Origin of the sequence: Brevundimonas sp. NPDC090276 (assembly GCF_044772165.1) — a bacterium.
GTDB lineage: Bacteria > Pseudomonadota > Alphaproteobacteria > Caulobacterales > Caulobacteraceae > Brevundimonas.
In genome coordinates, this window is the sequence record NZ_JBIVYK010000002.1 from 441,679 (window position 1) to 461,947 (window position 20,269).

Sequence of the window (20,269 nt, forward strand, 5' to 3'; positions counted from 1 at the left end):
TGCCGTGGCGACAATCTCAAACATGGTTCGATCCCGTTGGGGGAAGCTCGGCTTTCTAGCGCGGGGTGATGCGAACGGCTAGGCTCAGTCGCATGATCATGCATCGTCGCATCTTCCTCGCCGCCAGCGCCGCCGTTGCGGCCGTGCCCGCTGTTGCTCGCGCCGAGACGGGCTGGACGCCGCGGGCGTCCATGCCCTGGCCGACGCAGGAGATCTATTGCGCCGCCCTGGACGGGTTGATCACGGTGGCGGGCGGTCTGGTGCGCTCGGCGAGCGGCGGGCTGCACATCAACGACCGGACCGGAATCTACGATGTCGCCGCTGACCGCTGGACTGAGGGGCCGCGTCTGCCGCAGCCGCGCCACCATCCGATGCTGGCGGCGGCCGCAGGACGGGTTTGGGCCTTCGGAGGCTATGACCGGCGCGACGGCGGCGAATGGACCGCCATGACCGACATCTGGGCCATCGACCGGGGCGTCTGGGCCCAGGTCGGCCAGATGCCGGAGCGTTTGTGCGAAACGGTCGGCCTGTCATTGGACGACCGGGTGCATCTGGTCACCGGCCGCTCGCCAAAGGGGGAGAAGAACGGCCAGTGGAACGATCAGGGCGACGTGGCGACCCATCTGGTGTTCGACGCCGCCGCCAACCGCTGGGACAAGGCGCGGCCCGCGCCCATGGCCCGCAACAGCGCGGCGGGCGCGGTGCTGGACGGCAAGCTCTATGTCGCGGGCGGCCGCACGGTCGAGGGAGGCGGGACGGGGCGGCTGGATCGCTATGATCCGACGACTGATCGCTGGGACACGCTGGCCCCGATCCCGGTTTCATCCGCGACCGGGAAACAGGTCGGCGGGGGTCTGGCTATGGCCGAGGCGGGCGGCAGGCTGGTCGCTTTCGGCGGCGAATGGTTCGAGGGGCGCGGGGGCGGCGTTTTCGCCGAGACCTGCCTCTATGATCCGGCGCGCGACGCCTGGTCGGCGGGGCCGCCGATGCGGACGCCGCGCCACGGTCTGGCGGCGGCTGGCGTGAACGGGATGGTTTACGCCATCGGCGGCGGCGAGGTGGCGTCCGGCGGCAAGGCCAGCGGAATCGTCGAGGCGCTCAGCCTCTGAGGCGTTGCAGGGCGCGGGCCAGTCCACGTGCGCCAGAGGTGACGTCCGCCCAGGTGAGATCGAAGCCCTCGTCGTCGCCAAAATAGGGATCGGCCACGGGCTGGCCCTCGCGGCCCTCGACGTGATCGAGCAGCAGGCTGAGGTTCGCCGTGGCGTCGGCGGGGGCGAGGCGGCGCAGGTTGGCGAGGTTGTCCTCGTCCAGGGCGACGATGTGGGTGAAGCGGCGGAAGTCGGCGGGTTTCACCTGACGGCCGCGCAGGGCGGAGATGTCGACGCCGTTCTTGCGGGCTACCGCTTGGGCGCGCGGGTCGGGCGGGGCGCCGACGTGCCAGGAGCCGGTGCCGGCGGAATCGACCACTACGTCCAGCTTCAGGTGGCGGGCCTCTTCGCGGAAGGCGGCCTCGGCCAGCGGCGAGCGACAGATGTTGCCGAGGCAGACGAAGAGAACGCTATACGGCATTGAATTACCGTCGCCCGAACAGTTTCTCGAGGTCGTTGAGTTTCAGCTCCACATAGGTCGGGCGGCCGTGGTTGCACTGGCCGGAGTGGGGCGTGGCCTCCATCTGGCGCAGCAGGGCGTTCATTTCGGGGGCGCTGAGGAGGCGGCCGGCGCGGACGCTGCCGTGGCAGGCCATGGTGCCGCAGACCTCGGCCATGCGCTCCTTCAGCGACAGGGCGGCGCCGTGTTCGGACAGGTCGTCGGCGATGTCGCGGATCAGTCCCTGAACATCGGTGTCGCCCAGCAGGGCGGGCGTTTCGCGCACCAGAACGGCGCCGACCCCGAAGGCTTCAACGATCAGGCCCATCTCAGCCAATTCCTCGGCCTTGGCGGCGACGCGCTCGGCTTCGGCGGGGTCCAGTTCGACGACTTCGGGCGTCAGCAGGGCCTGACGGGTGACGGCGCCAGTGGCCATCTGCGTCTTCATCCGCTCATAGACGAGGCGTTCGTGAGCGGCGTGCTGATCGACCACGACCAGGCCGTCGCGGGTCTGGGCGACGATATAGGTGCCGTGCAACTGGGCGCGCGCGGCGCCGAGGGGGTAGTCGATCAGGTCGGCGGGCGGCTGGGCGCCGGGCGCGATCTGGCCCGCGTGTTCGGCCTGGATCTCGCCCAGGGTGCGGAAGCTGGGGGCGGTGGCTTCGCCGCTCCAGGTGTGTTCGACGCGGGCGGAGCGTTCATTGAGGCCCGGCAGGTTCTGGGCGGCGGCGGCCGGTTGCGACCAACCCTGCCAGCCGCTCCAGCCCGGCGCAGCCTGACCGAAGGACTGGGCCGAGGGCGAGGTGGGGCTGTAGAGGGCCTCGCCCGTGTGGGGCCGGAAGCCCGACAGGGCGTCCGCGGCGACCGTGGTCGAGGCGCGGTGACCGGCGGCGTGCAGGGCGTGGCGCAGGGCGCCGACGATCAGGCCGCGCACCAGGGCCGGGTCGCGGAAGCGGACTTCGGCCTTGGCGGGGTGGACGTTCACGTCGACGTAAAGCGGGTCGATGTCGAGGAAGAGGGCCGCCGCCGGGTGCCGGTCGCGGGCCAGGAAGTCGGCGTAGGCGCCGCGCAGGGCACCCTGCAGCAGGCGATCGCGCACCGGGCGGCCGTTGACGAACAGGAACTGGTGCGCCGCATTGCCGCGCGAATAGGTGGGCAGGCCCGCATAGCCGGACAGGCGCACGCCGTCGCGTTCCTGATCGATCAGCAGGGCGTTGGCCTCGAAGTCGCGACCCAGCAGGGCGCCAAGGCGTTTCAGGCGGCCCTCGAAACCGGGATGCTCGGCAGGCAGGCGCAGCGTCACCTTGCCGTCCAGCGACAGGGTGAAGGCGACGGCTTCGTGGGCCATGGCCTGACGCTTGATCTCCTCCGAGATGGCCATGGCCTCGGAGCGCTCGGACTTCATGAACTTGAGGCGGGCGGGGGTGGCGTAGAAGAGGTCGCGGACCTCGACCCGGGCGCCGTGCGGGCCGGGGAAGCCGGCGGGGGCGACCGGGCGCTGATCGCCGCCATCCACCGTGACGGCCCAGGCGTCCGATTCGTCGCGGGCGCGGGTGGTGATGGTCAGCCGCGCGACCGAGCCGATGGAGGGCAGGGCCTCGCCGCGGAAGCCGAGGGTGTGAATGCGCAGCAGGTCCACGTCGCCCGCATCGTCGGGCTCCAGCTTGGACGTGGCGTGGCGTTCGACCGCCAGAGGCAGCTCGTCCTTGGGGATGCCCTTGCCGTCGTCGGCGATCAGGATGCGGGTCAGGCCGCCGCCGTCCGCCTGGATCTCGACGCGTGAGGCCCCCGCGTCCAGCGCGTTCTCGACCAGTTCCTTGATGGCGCTGGCGGGGCGTTCGACCACCTCGCCGGCGGCGATGCGGTTGACGGTTTCGGGGGGGAGACGACGAATGGGCATGTGAGTCGCAAGATAGGCGGGCGGCGTGCAGGGCGCACCTCAATCCGCATTTTTGCACGAACGGGGCTTGAAGGACTGCAATCGCAACTTATACTGTTGCAGTCCGTGCGGCGCGCCGACGGACAGAGCAACCGTTTCTGGACCTCGTGTCCAGCCCTGAAGATTGAACGAGGTCCTCCCCATGAAGATCAAAGCCGCCATTCTGGCCGTTTCGGCCGCCGCCCTGCTGGCCGCCTGCAGCCCCGCCGCCGACAAGGGCGCCGCGCCCGTCGCCGACGCCGCCTCGACCGCCCCGGTCGAGCTGAAGGCCCCGGCCGGCGTCTATGTCATGGACCCGACCCACGCCTCGCTGCAGTGGTCGATCGGTCACAACACGATTTCGAACTACACGGCGCGCTTCAACAAGTTCGACGCCAAGATCACCCTGGACCCGGCCAACCTGGCCAACAGCGCGGTTGAGGTCAGCATCGACCCCGCCTCGGTCGACGCCAACTATCCGGGCGACTACACTGGCACCCACGCCGGCTCGGGCTTCAAGAGCTGGAGCGAGGACATTGCGAAGAACAAGAACTTCCTGAACGCCGGCGCCTTCCCGCAGATCACCTTCAAGTCGACCAAGGTCGAGCTGACCGGTCCGCGCACGGCCAAGGTGACGGGCGACCTGACCTTCCTGGGCGTGACCAAGCCGGTGACGCTGGACGCCACCTTCAACGGCGAGATCGAGAAGCACCCCTTCATGCAGGTGCCGACCATCGGCTTCGCGGCTGAAGGCAAGTTCAAGCGCTCGGACTTCGGCATGCCGGTCGGTCCGGTAGGCGATGAAACCACCATCCGCTTCGACGGCGAGTTCCTGCAGCAGGTCGCCCCGGCCGCCGCAGCCCCGGCCGTCTAAGTCGGGATGATTGAGCGGGCGGGGCCAGACGGTCCCGCCCGTTTTCTTTGAGTATTCTGCGAGCTTTTCCATGACCGCGCCCGCCAGCCGCTACACCCCCGTCGCCATCGCCCTGCACTGGGCTATCGCAGTCGCCATCATCGCCATGATCCCGATGGGCTGGTGGATGAGCGACGCGATCAACGAGCCGGGCAGTCAAGCGCTGGCCTATCGCGTGTTCCAGATCCACAAGTCGGTCGGTTTCCTGATCCTGGCGCTGACGGCCCTGCGGCTGATCTGGCGGCTGACGCACCGGACGCCGGGGATGCCGGCGGAGATGAAGACCTGGGAGACCTTCGCGGCGCGGGCGACCCATGCGGCCTTTTATGGCCTGATGCTGGCCCTGCCGCTGACGGGCTGGCTCTATGTTTCGGCAGGCTGGGCAGTGGCGACGGATACGCCGCTGGCCGTGGCGACCAGCTGGTTCGGCCTGTTCACCGTGCCGCACCTGCCATTCATCGGCGAGGCGGCGGCGGGCCTGCGCCGGGCTGTGGCCTATCAGGCCATGGGGGCGCACAGCCTGATGGCCTGGGGCGCGGTCGTGCTGATCGCCCTGCACGTCGGGGCGGCGCTGAAGCACCAGTTCATCAATCGCGACGGGGTGCTGGCCCATATGATCCCGGTGCTGAAGCATGGCGAGGGCCGCACTGCGCCGGAACCGAAGCCCCTGCTGCGCCGGACCGAGCGTCTGGCCGGGCTGGGCTTTATCGCCGCGCTGGCCGTGGCGGGCGGCATCGCGGCCAAGCCCGCGCCGCTGGCGGAAGGGGCGGTGAGCGAGGCCTACGCTGCGTCGGCGCACGCGCAGGCCGAGGTGGCGGTCACGCCGGGCACGGCGACGGCCTGGACCATCGATCCGGCGGCCTCGCGCATCGAATTTACCGGAACTCACGCGGGCAAGGCCTTCAACGGTCGGTTCGAGCAGTGGGAGGGGCAGGTCTGGTTCGATCCGGCCGATCTGGCGGGCTCCAAGGGCGTGGTTCTGATCAAGACCGGCTCGGCCAGGACGGGCGACGCGACGCAGGAAGGTTCGCTGACCGGGGCGGAATGGTTCGATCCGAGCGCCTATCCGACCGCGCGGTTTGAGGCGACGACGTTCAAGGCCCTGGGCGGCAACCGCTATGAGGCGACCGGGACGCTGCGGATCAAGACCGTGACCGTGCCGGTGGTCCTGCCCTTCACCTTCGACGATGCGGACGGCGTGGCGACCGTGGCCGGTAAGCTGGAGCTGGACCGCACGGCTCTGGACCTCGGCATGATGTCCGACGCGGGCGGGGACTGGGTGTCCAAGGCGATCGGGGTGGAAATTCGGGTCAAGGCGAAGCGGGCGGGTTAAGAAATCGGGCGCGGGGTTTGCCCGACTCCGCTCGGGGCGTTACAGCCTTCGGCTTCTTCTCGAACGTCCGAAGATTGACGCCATGCACGACATCAGAGCCATCCGCGACAACCCCGAAGCCTTCGTCGCCGGCTGGTCGTCGCGCGGGGTGGATGACGCCGCCGACGTGGTCGCGCGCATTCTGGCGCTGGACGTGGACCTGCGCGCCGCCCAGACGACGGGGCAGGAAGCCCTGGCCAAGCGCAACGCTGCGTCGAAGGCCATCGGCGCCGCCATGGGCAAGAAGGACATGGCAGAGGCCGACCGGCTGAAGGCCGAGGTCGAGACCCTGAAGACCGACATCGCCGAGGCGGGCGAGGCCGAAGCCGCAAAGGGCGCCGAACTGCGCGACCTTCTGGCAGGCCTCAAGAACCTCGCCGCCGCTGATGTGCCGAACGGTGCAGACGAGAACGACAACGTTGAAGTCCTGAAATGGGGCGAGCCGCGCACGACCGGCCCGGCCAAGGATCACGCCGACCTGGGCGAGGCCCTGGGCCTGCTGGACTTTGAAGCCGCGGCCAAGATGTCTGGCTCGCGCTTCGCCGTGCTGAAGGGCCAACTGGCCCGTCTGGAGCGGGCCATCGGCCAGTTCATGCTGGACCTGCAGACGGACCAGCATGGGTATCTGGAAGTGAACCCGCCGCTGCTCGTCAAGGACGACGCGATGTTCGGCACAGGGCAGTTGCCGAAGTTCGAGGAAGACCTGTTCTTGGCTACGAGCCGCTACGAGGTTCGCCTGAACGAAGATGGCAAGTTCAGCGCGGGGCCAGGCTTGCTATTCCCTCACGCGCCTGATGCCGAAGTGTTTGAGGAAGACGGTAAACTGGTCGTGATGGTGAAGACCGATAACGCTCGCATGGTCGATGCACCGCGCTACCTGATCCCCACTGCCGAAGTTTCCCTGACCAACCTCGTGCGAGAGCAGATTTTGGGCGAGGACGAGGTGGCGGAGCCCATGCGTCTGACGGCGCTGACGCCTTGCTTCCGGGCCGAGGCGGGGTCGGCGGGGCGCGATACGCGCGGCCTGATCCGCCAGCACCAGTTTTCCAAGGTCGAGATGGTCTCCATCTGCCGGCCCGAGGACTCCGAGGCCGAGCACGAGCGCATGACCGGTTGCGCCGAGGCGGTGCTGCAGGCGCTGGAGCTGCCCTATCGCAAGGTGCTGCTGTGCAAGGGCGACATGGGCTTCTCGGCGCAGAAGACCTATGACCTCGAGGTCTGGCTGCCGTCGCAGAACACCTATCGCGAGATCAGCTCCTGCTCGAACTGCGGCGATTTCCAGGCCCGGCGCATGGACGCACGGTTCAAGCGCGCGGGTGAGAAGAAGACCGAGTTCCTGCACACCCTGAACGGCTCGGGCCTGGCGGTCGGCCGCACCCTGGTCGCGGTGATGGAGAACTATCAGCAGGAGGACGGCTCAATCGCCGTGCCGAACGCGCTGCTGCCCTATATGGGCGGTCTGACCACGGTGGGTTCGGTTTCCAAGTAATGCGTATCCTCCTCACCAATGACGACGGCATCGAGGCGGAAGGTCTTGAATGTCTTGAGAAGATCGCCCGCGCCCTGTCGGACGACGTCTGGGTCGTCGCGCCTCAGACCGAGCAGTCGGCCAAGGGGCGGGGGATCACCCTGACCGAGCCGCTGCGGGTCAACCAGCTGGGCGACAAGCGCTTCGCCGTGACCGGCACGCCGACCGACTGCGTCATCCTGGCGGTTAACGACCTGATGCCCGAGAAGCCCGATCTGGTGCTGTCGGGCGTCAATCGCGGCCACAACGTCGGCGAGGACGTCAGCTATTCCGGCACGGTGGCGGGTGCGCTGCAGGGCATGGCCTTCGGCATCCGCTCCATCGCCCTGTCGCAGTCGCTGGAACGCTTCCACGACGACGTGGTGGCGCATTGGGAGACGGCCGAGGCCTTCGCCCCCGGCATCATCGCCAGGCTGTTGGAGCAGAAGTGGGAGGACGGCGTGGTCATGAACGTCAACTTCCCCAGGCTGCCGCCGGAACTGGTCAAGGCGGTCGAGGTGACGAAGCAGGGCTTCCGCGACATCGGCGAGATGCACGCCGTGCGCCGCACCGACCTGCGCGGCCGCGACTACTACTGGATGGCCTTCCGCGGCGCGCCGCAGGAACATGCCGAGGGCACAGACCTGCGGGCCATGGACGAGGGCCGCATCTCGGTCACGCCGCTGCACATCGACCTGACCCATATGCGCAGCGTCAACGATCTGAAGAAGGTGCTGGGCGGCGCACCCCCGAAAGGACCCGCCGGATGAGCCTGTCGGACGACCGCGCGGGCCGGTTGATCCTGTCGCTGCGGCGGCAGGGGGTGACTGACGCGCGGGTGCTGAAGGCGATGGAATCCATCGACCGCTCGCTGTTCGTCCACGAGAAATTTCTCGATCAGGCCTGGGAGGACCAGGCCCTGCCGATCGACTGCGCCCAGACGATCAGCCAGCCCTATATCGTCGGTCTGATGACCCAGGCGCTGGACGTCCAGCCGCGCCACCGCGTGCTCGAGATCGGCACCGGCAGCGGCTATCAGTGCGCGGTGCTCAGCCGTCTGGCGCGCTTCGTCTATTCGGTGGAACGCTACAAGAGCCTGCTGACCGAGGCGGAGCACAAGCTGAAGGTGCTGGGCGTCGACAACGTCTTCACCCGCCACGGCGACGGCGGGCAGGGGTGGCTGGAACAGGCGCCCTTTGACCGGATCATGGTCACGGCGGCCTCGCCGCATGAACCGACGGAACTGCTGAAGCAACTGAAGCCCGGTGGCGTTCTGGTTGCGCCGGTGGGGCGCAGCTCGGTGCAGATGCTGAACCGCTACACCGGTCAGGAGGACGGCAGCTTCCGCCGCGAGAGCCTGTGCGAAGTGCGTTTCGTGCCGCTGGTCGAGGGGACGGCGAAGGAGGGATAGGGGCGCGCGTTTCGGCGCGCGGTTAACCTTTCCGCCCCACTTTGGCGCCGTTTGGCGGGTTGGCTTGGCCGCGCTTCCGGGGCACACCGGGGGTAAGGCAATTCAAGGTTAAGAAGGAGGGGCGCATGGGCGGCTTCACGGGCTGGATCAGGGCGGCGGTCGTCGTCGGCGGGGCGCTGACGGTCACGGCGTGTTCGACCTATCCAAACGAGCCGCGCTATTCGACTCGTCCCATGCCGGTCGGCGGGCAGCCTGCCTATCCGGCGCAGCCGCAGCAGCCGGGCGCCTATCCGAGCAGCAACCCTTACTACGCGCAACCGGCGCAGCCGCAGACGCCGCCGCCTACGCGTCCCTATGAGGAGCAGGGGCCGCGCGCGCCGTCGGGCAGCATCGAGGGCGGCGGCCTGCCGCCCGCCGGCGGTCCGGCCTATCCCTCGACCAGCGCGCCGACCGCCCCGAGCAGCACGTCGCCGTCGCGGCCCAGCACCGGTCCGGTGACGCCGGGCGCCGCCTATGTGATCCAGCCGGGCGACACAATTTCGGGCGTTGGACGTCGCTTCCAGACGCCGGTGCAGACCCTGATCGATCTGAACGGTCTTGGGCCGCGCGGCGCGATCAACCAGGGCCAGCGCATCATCCTGCCCGACAGCGCGGTCGACGCCGGTTCGGACCCCTACGCTACCGGGCCGTCGCCGGTCGGGGTGCGGACGCCGAACAACGGCGTGGTTCCGCCGCCGCCTCCGCCGCCCAGCGGCAACGCCGCCCTGCCGCCCGCGCGTGCGCCCGCTGTGACCTCCTCGACGCCGGCCTCGCCGGTTCAGGGCGCAGCCGTGGGCCAGGCCCTGGTGATGCAATGGCCTGTGCGCGGCGACATTCTGCGTCGCTTCGGCCCGGTGGGCATGGGCGAGCGCAACAACGGCATCAACATCGGCGCTTCGGCCGGGACCGAGGTCAAGGCCGCCGCCGCTGGACGGGTAGCCTACGTAGGCGATGATCTGGTGGGGCAGGGGCTGACGGTCCTGATCGTCCACAAGGACGGCTGGCGCACGGTTTATGGCCATCTGGGCTCGGCCACGGTGCGGGACGGCGCCGAGGTTCGCGCCGGTCAGGCCATCGGCACGGTGGGCCTGACGGCCGGTGACGGTCGTCCGTCGATCCACTTCGAGACGCGCCAGATGCGCGGCGACGATCCCGTCGCCGTTGATCCGCTGAGCGTTCTGCCACGCTGATGACGTCCGCCCGGCGTGTCCGGGCGGCATCGTCTATGACGGGTTGACGTCAGGCCGCGTTGCAAATCGGCCCGGCGCACCCTAGGTTCCGCGCCTCAATTTCTTATGGGGCCCCCGTTCAAGGTCGGCCCGGTTCGGGGAGTTTCCATGCCTACTGGTTCCGAAGGCGGCCTGATGGCCATCGTGGTGCAGATCGCGCCGATCGTCGCGATCTTCATCCTGTTCTACTTCCTGATGATCCGCCCGCAGCAGAAGCGGATGAAGGCTCATCAGGCCCTGATCGCCGGCGTCAAGCGCGGCGACGAAGTCGTCCTGTCGAACGGCATGGTCGGCAAGGTGACGCGCGTTGAAGACGCCGAAGCCATGGTCGAGATCTCGCAGGGCGTGAACGTCCGCGTGGTCAAGGCGATGATCGCCGAGGTGCGCAACCGCACCGCCATCGCCGCCAACGACAAGGGCTGAGCGGCTCTTCGCCGCTGACGCCCGCCCGAAATAGAGCCCTGACATGATTCAGCTAGCGCGCTGGAAAGTCACCCTGGTCGTGCTGTCGCTCGTTGTCGGGCTGCTGCTGGCCTTCCCGAGCGTGCTCAGTCAGGCACAGCGTGATGCGCTGCCCGGCTGGCTGCCCAAGAACGGCCTGAACCTGGGCCTCGACCTGCAGGGGGGCTCCTACCTCCTGCTGGAGGTCGATGTGCCGGAGATGCGCAACAAGCGCGTCACCAACCTGATGGAAGACGTGCGGGTCGCCCTGCGCGAACAGCAGGTCAACATCGGCGCCATGCAGCGCGAGGCTGGCGGCGTGGTGGTCACCATCGCCGATCCGGGCCAGTTCGATACGGCTCTGACCGAGCTGCGCAATCTGGCGCAGACCGGCGCCGCCGCGACAGGCCAGCCGGACCGCACGGCGACGCGTCTGAGCGGCAACCGCATTCGCTTCGCCTACACGGACGCCACGCTGAACAGCATGGGGGCGACGGCGGTGGATCAGTCCATCGAGGTCGTGCGCCGTCGTCTGGACAGCTCGGGCACCAAGGAAATCGCCATCACCCGTCAGGGCGCGGACCGCATCGTGGTCCAGGCTCCGGGGCAGAGCGATCCAGCCGAGCTGGAACGTCTGGTCGGCCGTACCGCTCAGCTGACCTTCCAGATGGTCGACACCTCGACCAATGGTCTGCAGGACGCCATGGCCGGCCGCGTGCCGCCGGACGCGGAACTGCTGACCGACGATCAGGGCACGCCTTATCTGGTCAAGAAACGCATTCTTGTGTCGGGTGAAAACCTGACCCGCGCCGGCGTCGGCTCGGATCAGAACGGCCGCCCGGCCATCGACTTCCGGTTCGACGGGCAGGGCGCACGTCGCTTCGGCGAAGCCACCGCCCAGAACATCGGCAAGCCCTTCGCCATCATCCTGGACGGCAAGGTGATTTCGGCCCCGACGATCCAGGGCGCCATCACCGGCGGCACGGGTCAGATCACCGGCAACTTCTCGATCCAGTCGGCTTCTGAACTGGTCAACCTGCTGAACGGGGGCGCCTTGCCGGCGCCGCTGAAGGTCGAGGAACGTCGCGTCGTCACCGCCGAACTGGGCGCCGACGCCGTGCAGGCCGGTATGGTTTCGACCATCATCGGCTTCATCCTGATCTGCGTCTTCATGATCGGCGCCTACGGCTTCCTGTTCGGCGGCGTGTCGGTGCTGGGTCTGATGCTGAACGGCATCCTGATCATCGCCGCCATGTCCCTGTTCGGCGCGACCCTGACCCTGCCCGGCATCGCCGGTCTGGTGCTGACCTTCGCCGTGGCCGTGGACGCTAACGTGCTGATCTACGAGCGCATGCGCGATGAAGCGCGGGCCGGTCGTTCGGTCATCGCCTCGATGGACGCCGGCTTCAACAAGGCCATGGGCACGATCGTCGACGCCAACCTGACCACACTGGTGGCGGCGCTGATCATGTTCATGTTCGGTGCGGGCCCCGTGCGTGGCTTCGCGTGGACGCTGACCATCGGCGTCTTCACCTCCATGTTCTCCTCGGTGATGGTCGCCCAGGTGCTGCTCGGGTATTGGCTCAAGATCGCCAAGCCCAAGAAACTGCCGATCGCGGAGTGATGGCGATGCGTGGATGGCCCCTCATCAAACTGCTTCCGCAGAAGACGAACTTCCGGTTCGTCAAATATGCGCCCGCCGCCGGTGTGATCTCGATCATCCTGTGCGTGGCGTCGATCGTCGGCTGCTTCTATCCCGGCCTGAACATGGGCATCGACTTCCGGGGCGGCGCCTCGATGGAGGTGTCCAAGCCGGCTGGCCAGGTGCTGGAACTGGATCAGGTTCGCAGCGCCGTCAGTGAACTGGGTCTGGGCGACGTCCAGGTCCAGGGCATCGACAGCGCCGCCAGCGCCATCGTTCGCTTCCAGATTCCCGAGGACGAGGGCCAGAGCGCTGTCGTCGCCCGGGTCGAAAAGGCGATCGACGCGGCTGTCGGCGAGGTGAAGTACTCGGGCGTCAGTGTTGTCGGCTCCAAGGTCTCGGGTGAGCTGTTCACCAACGGCCTGCTGGCCCTCGGCGCAGCCATCGTGCTGATGTTCATCTACATCTGGTTCCGCTTCGAGCCGCAGTTCGGCTTCGGCGCCGTGGCCGGTCTGGTGCACGACATGATCCTGACCTTCGGCCTAATCGCCCTGTTCCGGTTCGAGTTCAGCCTGAACACCGTGGCGGCCATTCTGACCGTCATCGGCTATTCGATGAACGATACTGTCGTGGTGTTCGACCGCCTCCGTGAGAATCTGCGCAAGTACAAGACCATGCCACTGCGCGAGGTCATCGACCTTTCGCTGAACGAGACCCTGTCGCGGACCATCATCACCGGCGTCACCGCCGTGGGCGTTCTGGCGGTTCTGGCTCTGTATGGCGGCGAGGCCCTGTTCGGCTTCTCCATCGTGCTGATGATCGGTATCGTCATCGGCACCTATTCGTCGATCTACGTCGGCGCGCCGATCATCCTGCTGTGGGGCGTCAAGCGCGGCGGCTCCATCGATGAAGACGCCAAGCCGGTCAAGTTCGGCATGGCCAGCCGCCCTTAAGGCCGGCTTCTACCTGAAAAGGCTCCTCCTTCCCCCGGACGGGGAGGGAGGAGTAAGGTCACGCTTCCTGATTCCGACCCGGGGAGGGGCGCATGGCCAAACTGCTTTCAAATTTCAGAACGACTTTCCTGCTCAGCATCCTGCTGGCGGGGATCATGATCTTCGCCTTCGGCCGCATCGCGCCGGGCGGTTTCGATCTCGGCTTCGCCCAGGCGGCCTTCCGCTGGGTCCACGTCGTCGCCGGCATCCTGTGGATCGGCCTGCTCTACTATTTCAACTTCGTGCAGATCCGGGTCATGCCCGCGATTCCGGCCGAGCTGAAACCCGCCGTCAGCAAGCACATCGCGCCCGAGGCCCTGTTCTGGTTCCGTTGGTCGGCGCTGGTCACGGTGCTGGCGGGGATCGCGGTCCTGTTCGCGCGCGGCCACGTCTATGCCCATGAAGTGCTGACCTTCGGCCTGGCCGGCGGTCTGAACGCGGGCGATCAGCAGTTCACCCTGATGGGGATCGGCGTCTGGCTGGCCATCGTCATGTTCCTGAACGTCTGGGGCGTGATCTGGCCGAACCAGAAGCGTGCGCTGGGCATCATCGTCGTGGACGACGACAAGAAGGCCAAGGCCGCGCGCATAGCCATGCTGGGCAGCCGCACCAACCTGCTGCTGTCGCTGCCGATGCTGACCTCGATGGCCATGTATCAGACCCTGTTCGGCTGAGACTTGCGCCATTGCGCGCAATGGCCGATGGCCTTGCGTGATGACTGTTGATCTTGATGCCCAGGTCCGCGCCGCCGACCCCGACCGCTGGCTCTCCAGCCGGTTCGTGGCCGATGTTCAGGCGCGCGCGGACCTGATCGCCCTCTACGCCCTTGAGGCGGAATTGCTGACCATTCCCACCCGCGTCACCCAGCCCATGCTGGCCGAGATGCGCTACACGTGGTGGGCCGAGCAGATGGAGGGCGTCTTTTCCAACACCCCGCGCGTCGGCCATCCGGTGCTGGAGGCCCTGACAGCCGCCGTCGCCCGTCACGGGCTGGACCGAGCGCCCTTTGATGCTCTGATCGAGGCCCACATCGGTCGGGTCCACGGCGATCCGCATGATCTGGACGCCTTCTACGTCGGCCCGATGCAGGTCGCGGCGAGGGTGCTGGCGGGCGAAGGGCATGACGCGGCCGTCGTTGAGGCCGGGCGTCTGTGGGCGCTGTCGCAGACGGGGCGGGCGGATGAGGCGAAGGCTCAGGCCTCCGTCGCCAACGCCGCATTGAAGGCCCTGCCGACCACCGCTTTCCCCGCCGTCGCTCATGCGACGCTGATCCGTTCGGACGAGCCGGAGCCGCTGAAGCGGTTGCGGTTGTTCTGGGGCGTGCTGCGCGGCCGAATCTAGATCGCGTTCAGCGGCAGCTTGAGGAAGCGCTGGCCTGACGCTTCGGCCGGGGGCATGGCGCCCGCGCGGATGTTGACCTGCAACGCCGGCAGGATCAGTTGCGGCGGGGGCAGGGTGGCGTCGCGGGCCTCGCGCATGGCGACGTAGTCGTCCTCGCTGCGTCCCGCCAGATGAATATTGGCCTTCTCTTCGTCCACGCTGGTTTCCCAGCGGAACTCGGTGCGACCGTCCTTGGGAAGGTAGTCGTGGCCGACGAAGACCCGTGTCACGTCAGGCAGGCTCAGAATTTTCTGGATCGAGCGATGCAGGGTCCGGGCGTCGCCGCCGGGAAAGTCGCAGCGGGCCGTGCCGTAGTCGGGCATGAACAGGGTGTCGCCGACAAAGACGGCGTCGCCGATACGGTAGCTGACGCAGGCGGGGGTGTGGCCGGGCGTGTGCATCACCTCGACCTCTATTGAACCCAGAGTGAAGCGGGCGCCGTCAGCGTAGGTTTCGTCGAAGACCACGGCGTCGGGGGTGACGTCGGCGGCCTCGAACAGGTCGCCAAACGTCTTCTGCACGCGGGTGATCTTCTCGCCGATGCCAATGGGCGCGCCGGTGCGGGTGCGGATGACGTCGGCGCCGGTCAGGTGGTCGGCGTGGGCGTGGGTTTCCAGCACCCTTTGCAGCTTCAGGCCGCCGTCGCGGATAGCGTCCAACACCCGCTCGATCGAATCGGTCGAGGTGCGTGCCGCCGCCGGATCATAATCCAGCACCGGGTCGATGACGGCTGCAGCGCCAGTCGCCGGATCCGACACCAGATAGGTGACGGTGTGGGTCGCATTGTCGAAGAAACCGATGACGTCTGGGCGGGCGGCGGCGACGGAAAGGGGCATGGGTCAGTCTCCTGGATCGCGGCTAAATATATTAGTCATTGCTAATTTAACAAGTGCTCATATATTGAGCGGCATGATCGACCTGAACGCCATCGGACTGGAACGCTTTCAAGCCAATGCGGGCGACGCCGCCCGGTTGCTGAAATCCCTGTCAAACGAAAACCGCCTGATGATCCTGTGCCAGATCGGCGAGGGCGAACGGCAGGTCGCCGACCTGCTGCCGCTGGTCGGCCTGTCGCAATCGGCCCTGTCCCAGCATCTGGCGCGTCTGCGCGAGGACGGGCTGGTGAGCGCGAGGAAGAGCGGCACCGCCGTCTTCTATCGCATCGCCGACCCGGCTGCCCTGCAGGTGATCGGCGTTCTGGCCGAGATCTTCTGTCCTCCGGCTTCGGCCTGAGGCCCTCCCCAATCCAAGGACCATGACCATGAACCCGCTTGTCTCCCTGTCGCCCGCCGAGGTCGCCGCTCGCCTGAAGGCGCGCAGCGCCGTGCTTGTCGATGTCCGCGAACCCGACGAACACGCGCGCGAGCATATCGTGGGCGCCGTCACGGCACCGTTGTCGGCCTTTGAAGCCGCGAATCTGGGGCTGACGCCGGGCAAGGATGTCATCTTCATGTGCCGCAGCGGCAACCGGACCGGCGCGCACTGCGACCGGCTGGCCGCGCGCGTCGACGGCCCGGCCCATGTGCTGGCCGGCGGCCTGGACGCCTGGAAGAAGGCCGGGCTGCCGGTCAAAACCGACGCCAAACAGCCTCTGGAGCTGATGCGTCAGGTGCAGATGGCTGCGGGCGGGCTGATCCTGGTCGGCGCCCTGCTGGGAACGCTCGTTCATCCCGCCTTCTGGGGGCTCAGCGCCTTTGTCGGCGCGGGACTGTTCGTGGCGGGCGCCACCGGCTTCTGCGGGATGGCGCGCCTGCTGGCGGTCATGCCGTGGAACCGGAATATGAAGCGGGCCTGAGGTCATGGAGCCGATCCAGCTTCTTCTGGCCGCCCTCAGCGGCGGCGTCGTCGCCTTGCTGCTGACGGTGTTTGGCGGCGGCGGGTCGGTCCTGGCAGTGCCGCTGCTGCTCTATGTCGTCGGCGTGCGCGACCCGCATGTGGCGATCGGCGCCTCGGCGGCCGGGGTGTCGCTGAACGCTCTGACGGCGCTGGCCGGTCAGGCCAAGGCAGGGCGGGTGCGTTGGCCCTGCGCCATCCTGTTCGCCGTGGTCGGCGCGACGGCGGCCTGGTTCGGCTCATCTTTCGCTAAGGCCATTGACGGCCATCACCTGCTGCTGGCCTTCGCCGTGGCCATGGCGGCGGTCGGCGCAGCGATGCTTCTGCCCAAGAAGAGCGAGGGCGATCCGGGCGTCCGCCTGCATCGGGGCTTGGCGCCGCGCATGGTGATGTCGGGGGCGGGCGTCGGCATCGCGGCCGGCTTTTTCGGCATCGGCGGCGGCTTCTTGATCGTGCCGGGCCTGATGTGGGCCACAGGCATGACCCTGGCGGCGGCGCAGGCGACGTCCCTGCTTAGCGTCGCAGCCTTTGGGGCCAGCACGGCGTTGAACTACAGCCTGTCCGGTCTGGTCGACTGGAGCGTGGTCGCGGCCATGACGGTCGGCGGCGCGGCGGGCACGATGGCGGGCCTGCCCCTGTCGAAACGTCTGGGTGCGAACGCGGCCCTGGGGCGCCAGCTGTTCGCGGGCCTGATCCTGATCGTCGCGGTCTATGTGGCGTTCAAGGCGATCACCGGCGGCTGATCTCAGTCGCACAGACCGCCGATCAGGCGGGCCAGCAGGGCGTTCAGCGTCTTTTGCTCATCGATTGAGAGCGGCGCGAGGATGTCTCGCGCCGCTTCTTCGTGGCTGGGCATGATGGTTTCGATGAGGTCGAAACCCTTGTCTGTGAGGCGCACCAAGGTGGCGCGGCGGTCGGTCGGGTGGGGGCGGCGTTCGACCAGTCCGGCCTTTTCCAACCGGTCGATGCGGGCCGTCATGCCGCCGGACGACATCATGGCCGCCTCGAACAAAGCAGTCGGCGTCAGGCCTTCGGGCGCACCCGAGCGGCGCAGGGTCGCCAGGGCGTCGAACTCGCCCTGTTGCAGGCCATAGCGGGCGTAGAGGGGCGCCTGGCGCTCGCGTGCGACCAGGATGGAGGCCTCATGCAGTCGGCCCAGCGCCTCCATTGGCAACATCTCCATCTTGGGACGTTGGACGGCCCATTGGGCGGCGGCGCGAGAGGCTCTGTCGGGCATGGATTATCTTGACATCGAGATACTTGAGGCCAAGATAATAGCGCGATTTTCCAGTGGAGTCCTGTCTGATGACCGCACGGTCCGAAGCCGAACCGGCGCGCGGCGCGTCCTTGCTGCTGCTGGCGGCTATCTTCGCCCTGGCGCTGAACCTGCGCCCGGCGATGGCGGCGGTCGGGCCGCTGCTGGACCTGATCGAGGGCGCGACGGGGATGGATTCCACCGCCGCCAGCCTGCTGACCACACTGCCGGTGCTGATGATCGGCCTCGGGGCCCTGTCGATCCGCCCCTTGCGGCGGCGGCTGGGAGAGCGGCGCGGCATCCTGCTGGGGGCGCTGCTGATCGGTGCGGCCTGTCTGGTGCGGGCGGTGCTGAGCAATACGGCGGGTCTGATCGCCAGCGCGGCGGTCGTCGGCGTCGGCGTGGCCCTGATCCAGGCCCTGGCGCCGGTCGTCATCAAGCGGGCGTTTCCCGCGCGGTTCGGCACGGTGATGGCCGTCTACACCACGGGCATCATGGGCGGGGCGGCGGTTGCGGCGGCCACGGCGGCGGGACTGGCCGAGGCGGTCGGCTGGGCCTGGACGCTGGCGCTGTGGAGCGCACCCGCCTTTGTCGCGGCGGTCGTCTGGCTGATCGCCGCCCGCGATCCCGCGGCAGAGGAGCCCGACCGGAGCGTCGTGGTCGAGGTGCTCCACCCCGAAATCCCCTTCTGGAAGCAGGGCCGGGCGTGGAGCCTGATCTTGATCATGGGGCTGGGGACCTCGGCCTATACCCTGGTGCTGGCCTGGCTGCCGCCCTTCTACGTCGATCTGGGGCAGGCGAGGGCGACGGCGGGCTATCTGCTCAGCGGCATGACCGGGGCCGAGGTCGCGGCCGGCGTCATCGTCTCACTGGTGATCGCGCGCTTTCCTGACCGTCGCGGGCCGATCCTGACGGCGCTGGTGCTGGCCCTGATCGGTCTGGCGGGGCTGGTGGTCGCGCCGGTCTCGCTGGCGGTTCCGGTCGTGCTGGTCATGGGGCTGGGCATTGGGGCCATCTTCCCCCTGACCCTGATCCTGGCGATGGACCAGATCGACGACCCCGCGCGGTCGGGCGACCTGCTCGCCTTCGTGCAGGGCGGCGGCTACATCATCGCCAGCCTGTCGCCGCTGGCCGCGGGCCTGCTGCGCGACCACATGGCCGACCTGACGCAGGCCTGGGTCCTGATGGGGGTCGGTGTGGTGGTGTTGGGCGTGATCGCCTTGGGGTTCCGGCCGGGTCTGCCCAAGCTGCGCTGAGACGACCCGGCCTGATCGCTTAGGCGTCTCGCCAGGCCTTCAGCGCCTCCATGGCGCGGATGCTCTGCAGGCGCTTCTTGGCGCGGCCGCGTTCCTTGGGATGGATGCGCTTGCCGTCCTCATCGACCTTGGGGGCTTCGAGCGGCGGCAACAGGCCGTAGTTGATGTTCATCGGCTGGAACTTGGAGCCTTCCAGGTGGCCGCCGGTAATGTGCTCGACCAGGGCGCCCATGGCGGTTTCGGGCGGCGGGGCCGAAAGGTCGCGGCCCAGAGCTTGCGCGGCGGACAGACGGCCGGTCAGCAGGCCCATGGCGGCGCTTTCGACATAGCCCTCGACACCCGTGACCTGACCGGCGAAGCGCAGGCGCGGCATGGCCTTCATGCGCAGTTGCTTGTCCAGCAGTTGCGGGCTGTTCAGGTAGGTGTTGCGGTGCAGGCCGCCCAGACGCGCGAACTGGGCGTTCTGCAGGCCCGGGATCATGCGGAAGGTTTCAGCCTGCGCCCCGTGCTTCAGCTTGGTCTGGAAGCCGACCATGTTGAACAGGGTGCCCAGGGCGTTGTCCTGACGCAGCTGGACGATGGCGTGGGCCTTGACCGTCGGGTTGCGCGGATTGGTCAGGCCGACGGGCTTCATCGGGCCGTGGCGCAGGGTCTCGCGACCGCGCTCGGCCATGACCTCGATGGGCAGGCAGCCGTCGAAATAGGGGACGTTTTCCCAGTCCTTGAACTCGGCCTTGGGGCCGCCCAGCAGGGCGTCGATGAAGGCCTCGTACTGCTCCTTGTCCATGGGGCAGTTGACGTAGGCGGCGGCGTCGCCGCCGGGGCCTTCCTTGTCATAGCGCGACTGGCGCCAGGCGATGTCGAAGTCGATGCTGTCGGCGTGGATGATCGGGGCGATGGCGTCAAAGAAGCTGAGGCTTTCCTCGCCCGTCATCTTCAGGATGGCGTCGGCCAGGGCCGGCGAGGTCAGCGGGCCGGTGGCGACGATGACGTTGTCCCATTCTTCCGGGGGCAGGCCGGCGATTTCCTCGCGCACGATGGTCACCAGAGGGTGGGCTTCCAGCTTGGCCGTCACGGCCTGCGAGAAGCCGTCGCGGTCGACGGCCAGGGCGCCGCCCGCCGGGACCTGATGGGCGTCGCCGCATTCCATGATGATCGAGCCCAGCGCCCGCATCTCGGCGTGCAGCAGGCCCACGGCGTTGAACTCCCAGTCGTCCGAACGGAAGGAGTTGGAACAGACCAGCTCGGCCAGACCGTCCGTCTGGTGCGCATCGGTCTTGATGCCCGGCACGCCGCGCATTTCATGCAGGATGACGGGGACGCCGGCCTGGGCGATCTGCCAGGCGGCTTCGGAACCGGCGAGGCCGCCGCCGATAACGTGGACGGGTTTGGGAGTGGAAGCTGCGTTCGACATGGCGGCCTTCTAGCGGGCTGCGCGCCTCCCGTCAGCCTGTCATTGCGGCGGGGTGGCGAAGCAGTCGCTGTCTGGCGTAT

21 protein-coding genes are annotated in these 20,269 nt (G+C 68.0%); 16 read left to right on the plus strand and 5 right to left on the minus strand.

Features of this window, described 5'->3' with window-relative positions; translation table 11 throughout:
* The first annotated feature begins 92 nt into the window (after positions 1-92).
* Entirely contained in the window at positions 93-1,109 is a 1,017-nt protein-coding gene (locus ACIQTU_RS07940) for a Kelch repeat-containing protein (RefSeq protein WP_400544915.1), read from the plus strand.
* Here the strand turns inward: ACIQTU_RS07940 and ACIQTU_RS07945 are convergent.
* On the minus strand, positions 1,099-1,569 hold the full coding sequence (locus ACIQTU_RS07945) for a low molecular weight protein-tyrosine-phosphatase (RefSeq protein ID WP_400544918.1): 471 nt from the start codon (positions 1,567-1,569) through the stop codon (positions 1,099-1,101). The two genes, ACIQTU_RS07940 and ACIQTU_RS07945, sit on opposite strands and share 11 nt — an antisense overlap.
* Before the next feature lie 4 nt (positions 1,570-1,573).
* A complete protein-coding gene (gene mutL, locus ACIQTU_RS07950; protein ID WP_400544921.1) occupies positions 1,574-3,487 on the minus strand; it encodes a DNA mismatch repair endonuclease MutL in 1,914 nt (637 codons plus the stop codon).
* 181 nt (positions 3,488-3,668) lie between these two features.
* Between mutL and ACIQTU_RS07955 the strand changes: the two genes are divergently transcribed.
* From ACIQTU_RS07955 to ACIQTU_RS08005, 11 genes are all read left to right on the plus strand, one after another.
* Entirely contained in the window at positions 3,669-4,379 is a 711-nt protein-coding gene (locus tag ACIQTU_RS07955; RefSeq protein ID WP_400544924.1) for a YceI family protein, read from the plus strand.
* Positions 4,380-4,449: 70 nt separating this feature from the next.
* A complete protein-coding gene (locus ACIQTU_RS07960) occupies positions 4,450-5,751 on the plus strand; it encodes a YceI family protein (RefSeq protein WP_400544926.1) in 1,302 nt (433 codons plus the stop codon).
* Between the two features lie 82 nt (positions 5,752-5,833).
* Complete coding sequence (gene serS / locus ACIQTU_RS07965) at positions 5,834-7,279, plus strand: serine--tRNA ligase (protein WP_400544948.1); 1,446 nt, start codon at positions 5,834-5,836, stop codon at positions 7,277-7,279.
* On the plus strand, positions 7,279-8,067 hold the full coding sequence (gene surE / locus ACIQTU_RS07970) for a 5'/3'-nucleotidase SurE (protein ID WP_400544951.1): 789 nt from the start codon (positions 7,279-7,281) through the stop codon (positions 8,065-8,067). The genes serS and surE overlap by 1 nt, the downstream gene beginning before the upstream one ends.
* On the plus strand, positions 8,064-8,708 hold the full coding sequence (locus tag ACIQTU_RS07975) for a protein-L-isoaspartate(D-aspartate) O-methyltransferase (protein ID WP_400544954.1): 645 nt from the start codon (positions 8,064-8,066) through the stop codon (positions 8,706-8,708). Before surE ends, ACIQTU_RS07975 begins: the two co-directional genes overlap by 4 nt.
* A 125-nt stretch (positions 8,709-8,833) precedes the next feature.
* Positions 8,834-9,937 carry a peptidoglycan DD-metalloendopeptidase family protein gene (locus ACIQTU_RS07980; RefSeq protein WP_400544957.1) on the plus strand — a complete coding sequence of 368 codons (1,104 nt, stop codon included), beginning with the start codon at positions 8,834-8,836 and terminating at the stop codon, positions 9,935-9,937.
* A gap of 147 nt (positions 9,938-10,084) precedes the next feature.
* Positions 10,085-10,399, plus strand: coding sequence for a preprotein translocase subunit YajC (yajC, locus tag ACIQTU_RS07985; protein ID WP_292082982.1), 315 nt, complete (start codon positions 10,085-10,087; stop codon positions 10,397-10,399).
* A 43-nt stretch (positions 10,400-10,442) separates the two neighbouring features.
* Positions 10,443-12,041 carry a protein translocase subunit SecD gene (gene secD / locus ACIQTU_RS07990; RefSeq protein ID WP_400544961.1) on the plus strand — a complete coding sequence of 533 codons (1,599 nt, stop codon included), beginning with the start codon at positions 10,443-10,445 and terminating at the stop codon, positions 12,039-12,041.
* Positions 12,041-13,012, plus strand: coding sequence for a protein translocase subunit SecF (gene secF, locus ACIQTU_RS07995; protein WP_400544964.1), 972 nt, complete (start codon positions 12,041-12,043; stop codon positions 13,010-13,012). The genes secD and secF overlap by 1 nt, the downstream gene beginning before the upstream one ends.
* 92 nt (positions 13,013-13,104) lie before the next feature.
* A complete protein-coding gene (locus tag ACIQTU_RS08000; protein WP_400544967.1) occupies positions 13,105-13,725 on the plus strand; it encodes a hypothetical protein in 621 nt (206 codons plus the stop codon).
* 40 nt (positions 13,726-13,765) lie between these two features.
* Positions 13,766-14,392 (plus strand): squalene/phytoene synthase family protein, encoded by a 627-nt coding sequence (locus tag ACIQTU_RS08005; RefSeq protein WP_400544970.1) that lies wholly within the window; start codon positions 13,766-13,768, stop codon positions 14,390-14,392.
* Here the strand turns inward: ACIQTU_RS08005 and ACIQTU_RS08010 are convergent.
* Positions 14,389-15,267 (minus strand): MBL fold metallo-hydrolase, encoded by an 879-nt coding sequence (locus tag ACIQTU_RS08010; protein WP_400544973.1) that lies wholly within the window; start codon positions 15,265-15,267, stop codon positions 14,389-14,391. The two genes, ACIQTU_RS08005 and ACIQTU_RS08010, sit on opposite strands and share 4 nt — an antisense overlap.
* A 73-nt stretch (positions 15,268-15,340) precedes the next feature.
* On the opposite strand from ACIQTU_RS08010, the gene ACIQTU_RS08015 reads away from it, so the two are divergent.
* The 3 genes from ACIQTU_RS08015 to ACIQTU_RS08025 are packed head-to-tail and all read left to right on the plus strand — an operon-like array spanning position 15,341 to position 17,007.
* On the plus strand, positions 15,341-15,664 hold the full coding sequence (locus ACIQTU_RS08015; protein WP_400544976.1) for an ArsR/SmtB family transcription factor: 324 nt from the start codon (positions 15,341-15,343) through the stop codon (positions 15,662-15,664).
* Positions 15,665-15,692: 28 nt separating this feature from the next.
* A complete protein-coding gene (locus ACIQTU_RS08020) occupies positions 15,693-16,226 on the plus strand; it encodes a rhodanese family protein (RefSeq protein WP_400544979.1) in 534 nt (177 codons plus the stop codon).
* A 4-nt stretch (positions 16,227-16,230) separates the two neighbouring features.
* Positions 16,231-17,007, plus strand: coding sequence for a sulfite exporter TauE/SafE family protein (locus ACIQTU_RS08025; protein ID WP_400544981.1), 777 nt, complete (start codon positions 16,231-16,233; stop codon positions 17,005-17,007).
* 2 nt (positions 17,008-17,009) lie between these two features.
* Here ACIQTU_RS08025 and ACIQTU_RS08030 read toward each other — a convergent pair whose 3' ends face one another.
* The gene (locus ACIQTU_RS08030) at positions 17,010-17,501 is read right to left on the minus strand and encodes a MarR family winged helix-turn-helix transcriptional regulator (RefSeq protein WP_400544984.1); all 492 of its coding nucleotides are present in this window, start codon (positions 17,499-17,501) and stop codon (positions 17,010-17,012) included.
* A gap of 68 nt (positions 17,502-17,569) precedes the next feature.
* Between ACIQTU_RS08030 and ACIQTU_RS08035 the strand changes: the two genes are divergently transcribed.
* On the plus strand, positions 17,570-18,775 hold the full coding sequence (locus ACIQTU_RS08035) for an MFS transporter (protein ID WP_400544987.1): 1,206 nt from the start codon (positions 17,570-17,572) through the stop codon (positions 18,773-18,775).
* Between the two features lie 19 nt (positions 18,776-18,794).
* Here ACIQTU_RS08035 and trmFO read toward each other — a convergent pair whose 3' ends face one another.
* A complete protein-coding gene (gene trmFO, locus ACIQTU_RS08040; RefSeq protein WP_400544989.1) occupies positions 18,795-20,189 on the minus strand; it encodes a methylenetetrahydrofolate--tRNA-(uracil(54)-C(5))-methyltransferase (FADH(2)-oxidizing) TrmFO in 1,395 nt (464 codons plus the stop codon).
* Positions 20,190-20,269: the final 80 nt, after the last annotated feature.